Source organism: Xanthomarina maritima (genome assembly GCF_008084905.1).
In the GTDB taxonomy this organism is placed as follows: domain Bacteria; phylum Bacteroidota; class Bacteroidia; order Flavobacteriales; family Flavobacteriaceae; genus Xanthomarina; species Xanthomarina maritima.
Window position 1 is genome coordinate 67621 of sequence record NZ_VSFC01000020.1, and the last position, 15579, is coordinate 83199.

Genomic DNA, 15579 nt, shown 5'->3' on the forward strand with positions numbered 1-15579 from the left:
ATTAATCAAAAATAAGTTCTCCAGTATAAAACTGTTCAACCTCTACTATGGGTGGATTGTTTTTTGAAATTAAATCTCCTGTGCCTCGTAATTCTCCTGTTAATGATAGTTGCGGATTTACAATCATATCATTGCTTCCTCTATGGTAAATTTCTACTTCTTGAGCTTCTAGGTTAGCCCCTTCAAAACGACCAACTCCAGAGTAAAAACCAACAATTAAATTATTTGTTTGTCCAGAGATATAAAAAGAAGAGATATTATTAGCTGTTATTCTTAAGATATTCGTATTCACTTGCAATCTAAAGTCTCCAACAGTAATTGTTCCTGTATAATTAGAATCTTCAGAAAACAATTTTAAATTGTTATAGCTTAAAACGCCATCTGATGAAATATCAAATTGTGTCGAGCTTCTAATATCTGTAATATTGGGAGCAGAAACATATACTTTTGTTGGTTCGTAATCTCTAACATAATTACAATGGTTGTTATCTGTTAATCTTAATTGGTTGTTAACCACTTCTACTTCAACATCATTCATTAAATTTTCTCCAGTTTCAATTAAAACATGAAATTCTGGTGCTTCTTTTAAAATCAATTCTATGTTTCTGTTGACAAGAATTTTTTCAAATGGTTCAACTACAACCTCTTGTTGAATTATATTTCCTGATTTCTGGAAACAATCAATGGCGTCCTCGCTATCACAAGAAAATAAAACTGCAAAAACTAATATGTAAAGTATTTTTTTCATATTTTATAATCTTATTCCAACACCAAACTCAACAGCTTCAGCTTTAGCTCCATGAGATTTTAAAGTAATCGCTCCAAATATTTTTTCGCCAAAATAACGTTTCATCCCAATTCTAAGATAAGTTCTTCCTTCAAAATCATATGGGTAATAAACATAATAGCCTATTTGTGTTATTAAAGACATTTTATTGATAAATAATTCGTGCCCAGCAAAAACACCAACACGTTTATAATCTTCATCTCCTGAGACATCTTCTTCAGGAAAAGACACCGATTTGTAATAAATAAGTTCTTTTAAAAACATAGAAAAGAAAACATCTGCACCTAATTGTACTGCACTTTTTCGAGCCAGACGTTTATCTGCATAAGCCGAAAGTATGTAAAATGGATATTGACCACTTCCAACAACATCGCTTTCATTTATTCCACTTCTAAAAACTAAGTTATATTTAATAGGTTGTGTGAATTTTTCTTTGGTAACTGTCTTAATATATTCTGGGTTTTCCTCATCTAAATTATAAGTTACACCAATATTAAAAGCTATGGAATTTACACTGGTGTTTGGCGCTTTTATATTGGCATTAGAATAATGTAGTAATGACAAACCAGCTTGAATTCCAAATCTATCAAACAATCGTTCTTTTTTATAATTAATCATTAAATAGGTGGCACTTAAAATAGACGTTCCAAAAGCTACGTTTTTATGATTATCTACTTTATCGTATGGATTTGTATTGTAAGCCAATCCTTGACCAATACGTAACATCAAATGACGTTTTATAAAGTAAAAATTATAATGTGCATATAGCGAATAATTATCTCCTAAAACTTCATTCTTTAAATCTTGGTATGCAAAAGAAACACCCCAATCTGGATAACCATAACGCTGTTCCCAATCTTTTTCACCAAACGTTTTTTTGTTCCAACTTAAAATAACACCTTCTGGATGCCCTTTTATTAAATGAAGTATGTCGTCATTATGCAAGGCAATATTACCTGTAAAATAATTTACATCGAAATAGGATTTGTTTTGCTTTTCTTGTGAAAAAACAAAACCAAAATACAGACACAACAAGCAGGTTAATAATTGCCTCATTTATTTAATTTGTGAAGCAAAAATAGCAGAATATTTAAAATACCTGCGATGCTATGGCTTTTATATTATCACTTTTTCCCATAGAATAGTAATGGAGAACTGGAATTCCTGCTTTTTGAAGCTCTTTAGATTGCTCAATACACCACTCAATTCCTAATTGTCTTACTTGATTATTGTCTTTGCATTTTACCACTTCAAGTATTAATTCTTCTGGTAAATCTACATGAAAACGATGTGGAATTAAGTTTAGTTGTTTTTTCGTTGCTATAGGTTTTAAACCAGGAATAATAGGAACAGTTATACCCTCTTTTCTGCATTTTTTTACAAAATCGAAAAACTTCTGATTGTCGAAAAACATTTGAGTAACAATATATTCTGCACCATTTTTAATTTTCTTTTTCAAGAAATGTATATCACTATCCAAACTTGGTGCTTCCATATGTTTTTCTGGATAAGCAGCTACACCGACACAAAAATTGGTGGCTGAAGTATTAAGAAGTTCTTCATCTAAATAACTTCCACTATTTAACTCTGAAATTTGTGTTACCAACTCACTTGCATAGTTGTGACCTTCTTTTTCTGCTCTAAAATAAGTTTCTGTTTTTACAGCATCGCCACGTAAAGCCATAACATTATTGATTCCTAAAAAATCTAAATCAATCAAGAAATTTTCTGTGTCTTCTCTTGTAAATCCACCACATAAAATATGCGGAATAGCATCTACATGATATTTGTTTTGAATAGCTGCACAAATTCCAACCGTTCCTGGACGTTTTTTAACTACCTTTTTTTGCAGCAATCCGTTTTCAAGTTCTTTATAAACATATTCTTCTCGATGATAGGTAACATCAATAAATGGAGGTTTAAATTCCATTAAAGGGTCAATACTATCAAAAACAGATTGGATGTGTTGTCCTTTTAAAGGTGGTAAAATCTCAAATGAAAATTGTGTATTTCCATTTGCTTTTTTTATGTGTTCTGTTACTTTCATAGGCCTCCTAAATCCTCCATAGGAGGACTTTTTATTTTTTTAAATTCTGATACTGTATTTAACTAGCAATATTTTCTATTTACAATTTGTCCATTTACTGATAACTTTAACCAGCTACAAAACCATGTTCATTTTGTGCCTTCTCTTTGGGAAGGCTAGGATAGGCTTAGGTTAGGATTCAACCACTTTTCAGCTTCAACTTCAGAAATACTTCTACGTTTAGCATAATCTTTTACCTGATCTTCTTTTATTTTTCCGAGTCCGAAATATTTAGCTTCAGGACTGGCAAAATAGTAGCCACTAACACTTGCTGCTGGCCACATAGCTAAACTTTCAGTTAATTCAACTCCTATATTTTCTTTTACAGCTAATAATTTCCAAATGGTCTTTTTCTCTAAATGATCTGGACATGCAGGATAACCAGGAGCTGGACGAATGCCTTTATAGTTTTCTTTAATTAAATCTTCATTAGTTAATGTTTCATTTTGAGCATAATTCCAATAATTAGTTCTTACTTCTTTGTGTAAATATTCGGCAAAGGCTTCAGCTAAACGGTCTGCGAGGGCTTTTATCATGATGGCGTTATAATCGTCATGATTTTTTTCAAATTCTTTTGCTAATGCTTCAGTTCCAAAACCAGTTGAAACACAGAAACAACCTATATAATCTTGCTTCCCTGTGTCTTTGGGAGCAATAAAATCGGCTAAAGCTAAATTTGGTTTTCCTGATGCTTTCTTAGATTGCTGACGAAGGGTAAGAAATTTAAATTTGCTTTTTTGAGATGCTTTGACAAGCTCATCATGACAGTTTTCAACTGAAACTTCAATATCGTCATCATTAACAGTATTTGCAGAGAATAGACCGAAAACAGCTTTAGCTCTCAGGAGTTTTTCATTGAAAATACGATTGAGTAAAACTTTAGCATCTTTAAACAGCTCTTTAGCTTGTTCTCCAACAACATCATCTTCCAATATATTTGGATATTTACCATGTAAATCCCAGCTTCTAAAAAATGGACTCCAATCGATATATTCTTCAAGTTTTCTTAAATCAAAATCTTCTATAATCTGAGTCCCTAATTGTTTTGGTTTTACAATTTCAGACGCATTCCAATCTATTTGAAATTTATTTTTTCTTGCCTCTTCAATTGTCAGGTATACTTTTTTCTTAGTACGTTTTAAAAACTGCTCTCTAAAGGCATTGTACTCTTCTCTAATTTGTTCTTTGAATACTTTATTGTCTTTCTGAAGCAAATTTCCAACAACGGTTACTGCTCTCGAAGCATCATTAATATGAACCACAGTATGATTATAGTTTGGAGCAATCTTAACAGACGTATGGGCTCTTGAAGTTGTGGCTCCACCTACAATTAACGGAATATCCAAATTCTTCTTTTCCATTTCTTTGGAAACATAAGCCATTTCATCTAATGAAGGTGTAATCAAACCACTTAATCCAATAATATCAACTTTCTCTTTGATGGCCATTTCTATGATTTTTTCTGGAGGCACCATAACACCTAAATCGACTATCTCATAATTGTTACAACCTAAAACAACACTTACAATATTTTTTCCAATATCATGCACATCGCCTTTTACTGTTGCCATTAAAATTTTTCCTGCATATCTAGCTTCTTCCGTCACCAAAGGAGAAACTTCCAACTCAATCTTTATACGTTCTAAAACAAAATCAAGATTTGAAAGCACTTCATTATTTGTAAAACGAACAACTCTATAACCTTCATTTTCCAACCATTTGGTTCTTTCTTCATCTGATGTTTTATTTTCTGGTAATTGATGAATGGAACCATCTATTTCAATGATTAAATTTTTCTTCAGACAAATAAAATCTGCAATATAACTTCCAATAATATGTTGTCTTCTAAACTTATATCCTTCAAGTTTTTTACCACTTAACAAATCCCAAAGCAGCGCTTCAGCTTCTGTAGGTTGATTACGCATTTTTTTAGCATAATTCTTTAACAAATCATATAGCAATGGATCTGCAGTTTTCCAGTGAAAAGTCCCCTTTGGGGATTTAGGGGCTTTTTTTGCCTCTTCAATTAATGGTTGCAAATAAGCCACAGCTTTTTTCATAACTCTAGCCGATTTAACCACCTGTGGTAAGAACATTTTTCCGCTACCAAACAAATCACCTACCACATTCATTCCAATCATTAAATGACCTTCAATAACTTCAATAGGTTTCTCAGAAGCTAAACGTGCTTCCTCAACATCTTCAATTATAAAAGTATCAATCCCTTTTACTAAGGCATGTGTGATACGGTCTTGTAGGGGTTCTTTTCGCCACTCTAAAACGGCAACTTCAACATCTTTTTTATTTCCTTTTACTGTTTCAGCATAATCTAGCAAACGTTCTGTGGCATCTTCTCTTCTATCAAAAAACACATCTTCAACTAACTCTAATAATTCCTTATCAATTTCGTCGTACACCTCCAACATGGCAGGATTGACAATGCCTAAATTCATTCCGTGTTGAATGGCATGATATAAAAAAGAGGCATGCATCGCTTCGCGAACCGTATCGTTTCCTCGAAATGAAAAAGACACGTTGCTAACGCCTCCTGAAACATTCGCATAAGGTAAATTTTCTCTGATCCATTTGGCTGCATTGAAAAAATCCATGGCATTTTTTCTGTGTTCTTCCATTCCTGTAGCTACAGGAAAAATATTAGGATCGAAAATAATGTCTTGTGCTGGAAATTTCACTTTATTGACCAAAATATCATAAGAACGTTTACAAATTTCTATCCTACGTTCTAAAGTATCTGCTTGACCTTCCTCATCAAATGCCATAACAATAACAGCTGCTCCATAACGCTTTACCAATTTTGCATGATGAATAAAGGCTTCTTCACCTTCTTTTAGACTGATAGAATTTACAACCGATTTCCCTTGAACCACTTTCAATCCTGCTTCAATAATCTCCCATTTAGAGCTATCTATCATGATAGGAATTCGAGAAATATCTGGTTCGGAAGCAATTAAATTCAAGAATTTCGTCATGGCATAAACCCCATCCAGCATCCCTTCGTCCATATTCACATCTAGAATCTGAGCTCCACCATCCACCTGATGTCTTGCTACTTCTAAAGCTTCGTTATATTTTTCGTCTTTTATTAAACGTAAAAATTTACGAGATCCAGTTACATTGGTTCTCTCACCTACATTAATAAAATTACTTTCTGGTGTTACAACTAAAGGCTCTAAACCAGACAATGTTAAATATCTTTGGTGTTTATTCATAATTATAACTTTAAAAGTCCCTTCCTATTGGGAAGGGATTTAGGGATGGGCTCTTTCTAGGTTTATACTTTTTAGCCACCTCAGCAATCGCTTTTATATGCTCTGGATTTGTACCACAACAGCCACCAATAATATTAATAAGTCCATCTTTTAGATAGTCTTCAATAAATTGCTGCATCTCTTTAGGAGATTGATCATATTCTCCAAAGGCATTTGGTAATCCTGCATTTGGATGTGCTGATGTAAAAAACTCTGTTTCGTTAGATAAACGCTGTAAATAAGGTTGCAATTGTTCTGCTCCAAGAGCACAATTAAACCCAACACTTAATAATGGAATATGCGAAATAGAAGTTAAAAAAGCTTCAACTGTTTGCCCAGATAAGGTTCTTCCTGAAGCATCTGTAATAGTTCCAGATACCATTATTGGAATATCAATGAGGCGCTCTTCTTTTACTTCTTCAATGGCAAATAAACAAGCTTTCGCATTTAGGGTATCAAAAATAGTTTCAACCAAAAGCACATCTACACCTCCATCTATTAAAGCTTCAACTTGCTGTTTGTAGGCAATTCTTAATTCGTCGAATGTAATGGCTCGAAATTCCGGCCTATTAACATCTGGCGATAAGCTAGCTGTTTTATTTGTTGGACCAATACTTCCAGCAACAAATCGTGGTTTTTCTGGATTTGCTTTGGAGAATTCATTGGCTACTTTTTTGGCAATTTTAGCAGATTCATAATTGAGTTCGTAGACCAAATTTTCCATATTGTAATCTGCCATGGCTATAGTAGTTCCTGAAAAGGTATTGGTTTCTACAATATCTGCACCGGCTTCAAAATACAAACGGTGCACTTCTGCAATAGCTTCAGGTTGTGTGAGCGATAACAAATCGTTATTTCCTTTCAACGATGTTGGATAATCTTTAAAACGTTCGCCTCTAAAATCTTCTTCTGTAAATTTATAGCGCTGCAACATGGTTCCCATAGCACCATCGAGAACTAAAATGCGCTTTTGTATTTCTTCCTTTATGTCACTCATAATTTTTTAATTTAAACTATTTGACAGTTTTACAATATCTGAAAACAAACCTCTAGCAGTGACGCTTTTTCCGGCTCCAGCTCCTTGTATCACCAACGGAAATTCTTGATAAGATTCCGAATAAATCTCAAAAACCGAATCTGCTCCTTTTAACTGTCCAATAGCAGAGTTTTTCTCTTCTGAAATAAGCTTCACTTCTAACTTTTTATTAACCACATCTAATTCGCCAACATAACGCAATACCTGATTTTCTAAAAGGTTTTGTTTTCGCTTTTGAAATGGAAGATCCAATTCCTTGCTTCTACTTTTAAATTGATGAACTGTTGTTTTCCCATTGAGCTTTTTTGGCACCAAAGATTCAACTAAAACATCGTGTAACTCTGTTTTTATTCGAAGCTCTCTGGCCAAAATTAATAGTTTCCTAGCCACATCATTTCCTGATAAATCTTCTCGAGCATCTGGCTCTGTTAAGCCCAAATGTGATGCTTGCTTTAAAATATCAGAAAAGGACACACTTTCAGAAGAGAATTCATTAAAGATATAACTTAAGGAACCTGAAAAAACACCACGAATTCTCTGTATTTGTTCGCCAGAATCATACAATCGCTTTATGGTTTCTATCACAGGTAATCCTGCACCAACATTGGTTTCATATAAAAATGACTTTTGGTGTTTTTTTAAAGTCAGTCTTAGTTGTTCATAAAATTCAAAACTTAAAGTGTTGGCAACCTTATTTGCCGATACTATATGGAATCCGTTTTCAATTAATGGTATATAATTCTGAACAAAATTTTTACATGCAGTTGCATCAATAGCTACTAAATTTTGAAAATGATGCTTTTTTACAAAAGCTAAAATGTCTTCAATTTTATAAGGTATGGAAGCATTTTCAAAATCGCATTGCCAAGAATTTGCTAATCCAAATTCATTATAAAAAGCCAACTTCGAATTTGTAACTACTGGAATTTGAATGTTTAATTGCTGTTGCAATTGCAATTGAGTTTTGGCAGCTTGAATTTGATTAATTAAGGTGCTACCTACATTCCCTATTCCAAAAATAACCACATGTAGGGTCTTACTGTTTGACATAACCTGCTTCTTTAGTTTTATTAATGGCTTTAAAAGCCTGACTTAAATCATGTATTAAATCTTGAGAATCTTCAATCCCACAAGACAATCGAATCAACGAATCTTTAATCCCTGACTGCAAACGTTTTTCACGAGGAATCGATGCATGCGTCATTTGTGGTGGATGACACAACAAACTTTTGACACCTCCAAGACTTTCAGCAAGTTTAAAATAATGGGTGTTTGTTACAAATTGATTGGCGGCTTCTTGTGTATCCTCTTTAAGTGTAAACGACACAATACCACCAAACAAACCGTTTTGTTGACGCTTTGCAATCTCATGATTTTTATGTGAAACTAAACCTGGGAAATACACATCCTTTACTGCTTCATGATTTACTAAAAAAGCAGCCACAGCAAAGGCATTGTCGCATTGTTTTTTATATCGAAGTTCTAAGGTTTCAATTCCTCGAATGGTTAAAAAGCAGTCCCATGGTCCTAAAATACCACCAGAAGCATTTTGTATAAATTTGATTTTCTCTGATAATTCCTGGGTTTTCGCCACCACCAAACCTGCAACCAAATCGGAATGTCCTCCAATATATTTGGTACCACTATGGATGATAATATCTGCACCAAGTGAAATGGGTTTTTGGGCAATTGGACTCGCAAACGTGTTATCAACCACTAAAAGCGCATTCACACTTTTTGCAATTTTAGATATCTCTTGAATATCAGACACTTTTAACGTAGGATTTGTTGGAGATTCAATCCAAACCAATTTAGTTTTGCTACTAATTTTGTTAGCAACATTTTCAGCATCTGTTGTATCTAAATAGTGAACTTTAATCCCTAGTTTTTCATAAACATGCGTAAATAAACGGTAAGCTCCTCCATAGATATCATCTACAGCAATAATCTCGTCGCCAGCAGATAATAATTTTAAAACAGAATCGATTGCTGCTAAACCTGTTGCAAAAGCAAAACCAGAATGACCTCCTTCAAGTTGTGCTACCACGTCTTCTAAAACTTTTCTGGTTGGGTTGTTGCTTCGTGCATAATCGAAGCCTTTGTTTACTCCAGGAGCTTCCTGAATAAAGGTGGATGTTTGGTACACTGGTACCGAAATAGCGCCTGTTAATGGATCGCTTGGAATGGAATGGATAATGTTTGTTGCACTCATTTTTCTAGTTTTTTTGAGTTAATTAATAGATTAAACCAAAAGTCAAATAAGCCTCCTTAGAAGCGTACCTAATAGAAAAATGTTAAAAAGAAAATTGAAATCACAGATGAGTAATTTCGTTTAAGTTATCTATCCAATAATTCGATAAATGAATCGAACATTAAGTAGAATGTAGCACCTTCATAGTATAGAACTAAGGGTTGCTAAGGCTTCATAGGGTCTAATCCCTCCACCTTTCTTGATAACATTTCAGTAAGTTTTTGAACTTTGTGAGCACAAATATTGCAACACAAAAAGTTAAATTCCAAATTATTTGTGATTAAAATTTGAAATTAACTTGCCATCCATTTAATTTTTTTACATTTGCATTTCAAATATTAAGAGGAAAAATTTGTCTGATTGCAACCTCTCATGCTGAAAAAATTTCAGCAGAAACAAAAATGCTAAAGCAGTAACAGTCTACTCCTCTAGCAATTAATGCAATCACTTTTTTTTCATAATTTATAAATTAAAAAAACTAGTATATGTCTTATTTATTTACTTCTGAAAGTGTTTCTGAAGGACATCCAGACAAAGTAGCAGACCAAATTAGCGATGCTTTAATCGATAACTTTTTAGCTTTTGATCCCGAATCAAAAGTAGCTTGCGAAACCTTAGTGACCACAGGACAAGTGGTATTGGCTGGCGAGGTAAAATCGAACACCTATTTAGACGTTCAGAAAATTGCACGTGATACTATTAATAAAATTGGCTACACAAAAGGTGCCTATATGTTTGACGGTAGCTCGTGCGGTGTATTTTCTGCAATCCATGAACAGTCCGAAGACATCAGTCGCGGTGTAGATCGCACCAGTAAAGAAGAGCAAGGTGCTGGAGATCAAGGAATGATGTTTGGCTATGCTACCAGCGAAACCGAAAATTACATGCCTTTGGCTTTAGATTTAGCACACAGAATGCTTATTGAATTAGCGGCTTTAAGAAGAGAAAACAAAGACATCACCTACTTACGTCCAGATTCTAAAAGTCAGGTAACTATAGAATATAGCGACGATAATGTACCACAACGCATAGATGCCATTGTAATTTCTACACAGCACGACGATTTCGATAATGAAGTTGCCATGCTGGCAAAAATTAGAAAAGATATTATAGAGATTTTAATCCCTAGAGTAGTTGCCAAATTACCAGAAAACTTACAAGCCTTATTTACCGATAGCATTAAATACCATATCAATCCAACAGGAAAATTCGTGATTGGTGGACCTCATGGAGATACAGGGTTAACAGGCCGTAAAATTATTGTAGACACCTATGGTGGAAAAGGCGCTCATGGTGGTGGTGCTTTCTCTGGAAAAGATCCTTCTAAAGTAGATAGAAGTGCTGCCTATGCTACCAGACATATTGCAAAAAACTTAGTAGCTGCAGGCGTTTGCGAAGAAGTATTGGTACAGGTAAGTTACGCCATTGGTGTGGTAGAACCTATGGGAATATTTGTAGATACCTATGGTACCTGTCCGTTTAACATGACTGATGGCGAGATTGCCAAAAAAGTCTCTGAAATTTTCGACATGCGCCCAGCTGCCATAGAAGAGCGTTTAAAACTTCGCCAGCCTATGTATAGCGAAACAGCTGCCTATGGTCACATGGGAAGACAAAACGAAACCATTACTAAAACCTTCGACCAATTAAATGGCGAATCCGTAACATTGGATGTGGAATTATTTACTTGGGAAAAACTGGATTATGTAGATAAAGTAAAAACGGCTTTTGGGTTATAATTTATAGTTTTTTATATCATATTAAAAGCTCCATAACATCCCTTATGGAGCTTTTTTGATTTGGGTTTGTGCTAAAAAAATAGGGCAATCTTGTTTCCTTTCCGTATCCCTTAAACTATATAATTGTTTTTGCACTCATATTATGAGACAATAAATATTATTCCTATTTTGTACACTTAAATACTAGTTCTAATTGGCTAATAAAATTTTTTATTAATGGGATATTTTAATCAATTAAATAAGTTTTTGACTCAAGCAAAAACTGAAAATTTAAAAACAAAGCATTTTTTATCTGAATATTTAGGAACTAAAGTAAAAGTTAGTTTTGGTCAAGGAAACATAGCAAGAATTCCTTGGATCTCTTTTTTAATAGAACCAAATACAACTAGTAAAGGTATTTACCCCGTTTATCTTTATTATAAAGAATTTGACATTCTTATTCTAGCATATGGAGTTAGTGAAACTAATGAACCTGAAATGGAATGGGATATTAAAAATAAAAAAACAATAAATGAGTATTTCATAAAAAACTACAATCAAAAACCTGATAGATATGGAACGTCATTCGTATTTAAAGTCTACAACCTATTAGAATCATTAAATAAAAACTTGATTGAACAAGATTTAGAACAAATAATTGAACAATATAAACACGCCAAAATTAAAAGTCTAAGAAATGTAAAACCTGTCATGAAGAATTCAGTAGCTTTTTCTGTTTTAGAATTTATACAAGATTGCAAAAAATCAGGGTTGCTTTATAGTGACAAACTCATTACTCGTTTTATCAGTTCCCTATTAACAAAACCATTTGTCATTTTAACAGGGCTTTCTGGTTCTGGAAAAACTAAGTTGGCACAAGCTTTTGTGCAATGGATTTGTCAAGAAGAAAATCAGTATCGCATTATTCCAGTAGGTGCAGATTGGACCAATCGAGAACCTTTGTTAGGATATCCTAATGCTTTAAAACCTGAAGAGTATGTAAAGCCAGATAATGGTGTAATCGACTTGATAATGCAAGCAAATTCAAATCCTGAATTGCCTCATTTTCTGATATTAGACGAAATGAATTTGAGCCATGTAGAAAGGTATTTTGCAGATTTTCTTAGTGTTATGGAATCGAATGAAGAAATCCCTCTTTTTGCTGAAGGTACTGTGGAAAATGGCGTTCCTTCAAAACTTAAAGTACCATCAAACCTGTTTATTATAGGTACGGTAAATATTGACGAAACAACAAATATGTTTAGTCCAAAAGTTTTAGATAGAGCAAATACTATAGAGTTTCGTATTAATCATAACGAAATGAAAGGCTTCCTTGCTGCTGCAAATATTCTCAACATGAAAGCGTTGCTAGGGAAAGGAGCAAATATGGCTCAAGACTTTATTACTCTATCAACTAATAAATCTTTCACTACTAATGACAGAGATGAAATTAATAAAACACTTCTTAACTTCTTTGGTGAATTACAAAAAACGGGAGCCGAGTTTGGATATAGAAGTGCTACTGAAATTCTGAGATTGATTAATCAATTAAGCACTTTAAACAATGAATTAAGATCTTCTGAGAAGATAGATATTGCCATCATGCAAAAGTTACTTCCAAAGCTTCATGGTTCAAGAAGAAAACTGGCTCCTATTCTGGAAACTTTAGGTGGTTTCTGTGTTAAGGATAGTAAAACTGTCTTAGATAAGTTTAGGAAAGAAGACTTCGATTTTACAAACGAAGAAGTGTTGTATCCTTTGTCTTTAGAGAAAATTGCAAGAATGTATAAAGGAGCTATAGATAATGGATTTGCAAGTTATGCAGAAGCTTAAGTAATGAAAGAATTAGTTGAAATAAAAATTAACTTAGACTCTGTTCAAAAAGGATTAAAACTTTGGATTAATTCCAGAAGAAATGGAACCTGTTTTGATGCTCTTGATACAGCTCTTGAGAATAATGAAGCTCGATTTCAGCTGATTGAAGGATGCTATTATGACTATGAAATTAGTGATGCCCAATTTATGTTAGGAAATGTAGGCGAGAATATCATTCAACAACATAAAAGGCATTGTAATATAGGTACCATATCTCCAAATATTTACGTTGGAACACTAGAAATTCCTCTCTTAAAAAAGGGTAATCAAGAAAAGTGTAATTCAATAGAGTTAGAAGTACAATCTGTTAAATCAGGTTATCGAGATGATTATCGAGATATGCTTGAACTTATCACTGAGAAATGTACTGATTTACTATTACAGTCTAATTCTCCAGTATCTCATCATTTTGATGTAGACTATTTAAAAGATAGTCAAACGCTTTATCAAAAATTTGCCTTTATTAAATCTATAATTAGTTCAACAGAATTTAAGGATGCTGTTCATAGGGTAGTCACAGCACCAGTTACAAAATGGTCTGAAACACATGAACAAAAAGATATTAGAAGTGTAAGAAGATTTTCTAACACAAACATGAAGGAGCTTGTAAAAAGTGGGAAAAGAACTCCCCTTCCCAATCAACATCATTTAAAGAAATATGGGCTTAAAACGCTACCTGAAAGAATTACGAGTGTGCGTAAAACTGATTCTGTTGATACACCCGAAAATCGTTTCATTAAACATGCTTTAGAAACATTCTTAAAGTTTTGTGCAGATATCAATAAAGCTGCTGCTAAAGATTCAAAACTTGACAAAGAGTCTTCATTATTAATCAATGAATTAGAATCACAGCTACATCATACTATTTTTAAAGATATTTCTAGACCAACCACTTTAAAACTTAATAGTCCTATTCTCCAGCGTAAGGAAGGATATAGAGAAATATTAAGAACTTGGTTGATGTTTGAATTGGCTGCCAAATTAATTTGGAAAGGTGGAGAAGATGTTTATGGAGCTGGTAAAAAAGATATTGCCACACTCTATGAATATTGGCTTTTCTTTAAATTATTAGACTTGTTTCAAGAACTATTCGAAATAAACCCAAAAGATATTTCTGATTTGATTGAAGAATCTGACAATGGTCTTAATCTTCGAATAAAACAAGGAAGATTTACGGCATTAAAAGGTGTCTTCGAAACAGACAACAGAAAATTAAACGTTCAATTTAACTATAACCGATCATTTAGTGGCAAGAAAAAATATCCTGATTCAGGAAGTTGGACAACAACATTAAGACCTGATTACACACTCTCATTCTGGCCATTCGGCATTTCTGAAGGTGAAGCTGAAAAACAAGAATTAATCGTGCATGTGCATTTTGATGCTAAATATAAAATAGCCAATCTAACCGATTTTATAGAACAGAATACGGTAAAAGATTTAGATGAAGAAAAAACTGAAAATAGGAAAGGAATTTATAAAAATGCAGATTTAATAAAAATGCATGCTTATAAAGATGCCATTAGAAGAACTGGTGGTGCCTACGTTTTATATCCAGGAGATAAATCACTAAACAGAAAAGGATTTCACGAAATTATACCTGGTTTAGGCGCTTTCCCAGTTCGGCCATCAAAAAATGATAGCGGCATTGGTGAACTTAAGTCTTTCATTCTAGAGGTTATTAAACACTTTGTAAATAGAGCTTCCCAACGTGAAAGAATTGCATTTAGAACTTATGACGTTTATAAGAATAAACCAAATAAGGAAAATGAAGTAAATGAAGCATTGCCTGAGACCTTTGGTGAGAATCGTAATTTGATACCTGATGAAACATTTGTTCTTGTAGGTTTTTATAAAACAGAAAATTTGAATTGGATAATAAAAAGCGGCTTATACAATGCAAGAGCCGATAGTAAAAGAGGTTCTTTAAGATTAGGTCCAGGTGAAGCTGGTGCTAGATATTTGCTATTACATTCTACTGGAGAAACAAAAACAAGTCGATTGTTTAAAATTACTGAAACAGGTCCTAGAGTTTTTTCGAAAAAGACATTATTAGACAAAGGTTATCCTACTGAACCTTCTCAAGATTATTATTTAGTATACAAAGTTGAAGAGGTTTCAGATGTTGAGTTGCAAAATCAAAAGTGGGACATAACTAAATTAGACAAACACAAGCAAGGCAGAGGCTCTGGTTTGCCATTTTCCGTGACAATGACAGAGCTTATGAAAGTAAAAGTGAATAATTAGTCAACAAATTATTAAATATAGTTGTATAGTTATATTAGGATTTATTTATTAATCTGTATAGCTATTTTATAACGGGTCATTTTTTATGCCTATCCAATAGCTTCCTTATGGCTTTCCCATACCTTTCCTATACCTTTCCTATGGAAGCCAGCGTTTTTTCCTACAAATTAAAACACTTAAAAAACATGCATATTGAGAAATCCTGTTTTACTTAATGCCATTTTATAAATATGCTTGTGAGTGAAAAAGAGGATGAACTGCGTTGATTCTGCTAAACACTTTTGGAAATTGAAAAATCAAACGGCTCTCG

Annotated in this window: 10 protein-coding genes and 1 riboswitch; of the genes, 3 read left to right on the top strand and 7 right to left on the bottom strand. The window is 33.4% G+C overall.

The genetic code is table 11. From position 1 onward, the window contains the following. Position 1 precedes the first annotated feature (1 nt). From FVF61_RS04105 to FVF61_RS04135, 7 genes are all read right to left on the bottom strand, one after another. Positions 2–748 carry a head GIN domain-containing protein gene (locus tag FVF61_RS04105; RefSeq protein WP_148453658.1) on the bottom strand — a complete coding sequence of 249 codons (747 nt, stop codon included), beginning with the start codon at positions 746–748 and terminating at the stop codon, positions 2–4. Positions 749–751: 3 nt separating this feature from the next. Then, the gene (locus tag FVF61_RS04110; RefSeq protein WP_148453660.1) at positions 752–1843 is read right to left on the bottom strand and encodes an acyloxyacyl hydrolase; all 1092 of its coding nucleotides are present in this window, start codon (positions 1841–1843) and stop codon (positions 752–754) included. Positions 1844–1877: 34 nt separating this feature from the next. Continuing rightward, positions 1878–2834: a methylenetetrahydrofolate reductase [NAD(P)H] gene (gene metF, locus FVF61_RS04115; protein WP_148453662.1), complete on the bottom strand. Its 957-nt coding sequence runs from the start codon at positions 2832–2834 to the stop codon at positions 1878–1880. A gap of 155 nt (positions 2835–2989) precedes the next feature. Beyond that, positions 2990–6103 (bottom strand): vitamin B12 dependent-methionine synthase activation domain-containing protein, encoded by a 3114-nt coding sequence (locus FVF61_RS04120; RefSeq protein ID WP_148453664.1) that lies wholly within the window; start codon positions 6101–6103, stop codon positions 2990–2992. 10 nt (positions 6104–6113) lie between these two features. Next, on the bottom strand, positions 6114–7139 hold the full coding sequence (locus FVF61_RS04125) for a homocysteine S-methyltransferase family protein (protein WP_148453666.1): 1026 nt from the start codon (positions 7137–7139) through the stop codon (positions 6114–6116). A gap of 6 nt (positions 7140–7145) precedes the next feature. Next, the gene (locus FVF61_RS04130; protein WP_148453668.1) at positions 7146–8228 is read right to left on the bottom strand and encodes a homoserine dehydrogenase family protein; all 1083 of its coding nucleotides are present in this window, start codon (positions 8226–8228) and stop codon (positions 7146–7148) included. Further along, on the bottom strand, positions 8215–9390 hold the full coding sequence (locus FVF61_RS04135) for a trans-sulfuration enzyme family protein (RefSeq protein WP_148453670.1): 1176 nt from the start codon (positions 9388–9390) through the stop codon (positions 8215–8217). Before FVF61_RS04135 ends, FVF61_RS04130 begins: the two co-directional genes overlap by 14 nt. A 122-nt stretch (positions 9391–9512) precedes the next feature. Further along, positions 9513–9638: riboswitch (SAM riboswitch) on the bottom strand. Positions 9639–9914: 276 nt separating this feature from the next. Between FVF61_RS04135 and metK the strand changes: the two genes are divergently transcribed. The 3 genes from metK to FVF61_RS04150 all read left to right on the top strand — a co-directional run bounded on the left by metK (position 9915) and on the right by FVF61_RS04150 (position 15269). Next, the gene (metK, locus tag FVF61_RS04140) at positions 9915–11168 is read left to right on the top strand and encodes a methionine adenosyltransferase (RefSeq protein WP_148453672.1); all 1254 of its coding nucleotides are present in this window, start codon (positions 9915–9917) and stop codon (positions 11166–11168) included. 216 nt (positions 11169–11384) lie between these two features. Then, positions 11385–12980: an MrcB family domain-containing protein gene (locus tag FVF61_RS04145; RefSeq protein WP_148453674.1), complete on the top strand. Its 1596-nt coding sequence runs from the start codon at positions 11385–11387 to the stop codon at positions 12978–12980. 3 nt (positions 12981–12983) lie between these two features. Beyond that, on the top strand, positions 12984–15269 hold the full coding sequence (locus FVF61_RS04150; RefSeq protein WP_148453676.1) for a DUF2357 domain-containing protein: 2286 nt from the start codon (positions 12984–12986) through the stop codon (positions 15267–15269). Positions 15270–15579 lie beyond the last annotated feature (310 nt).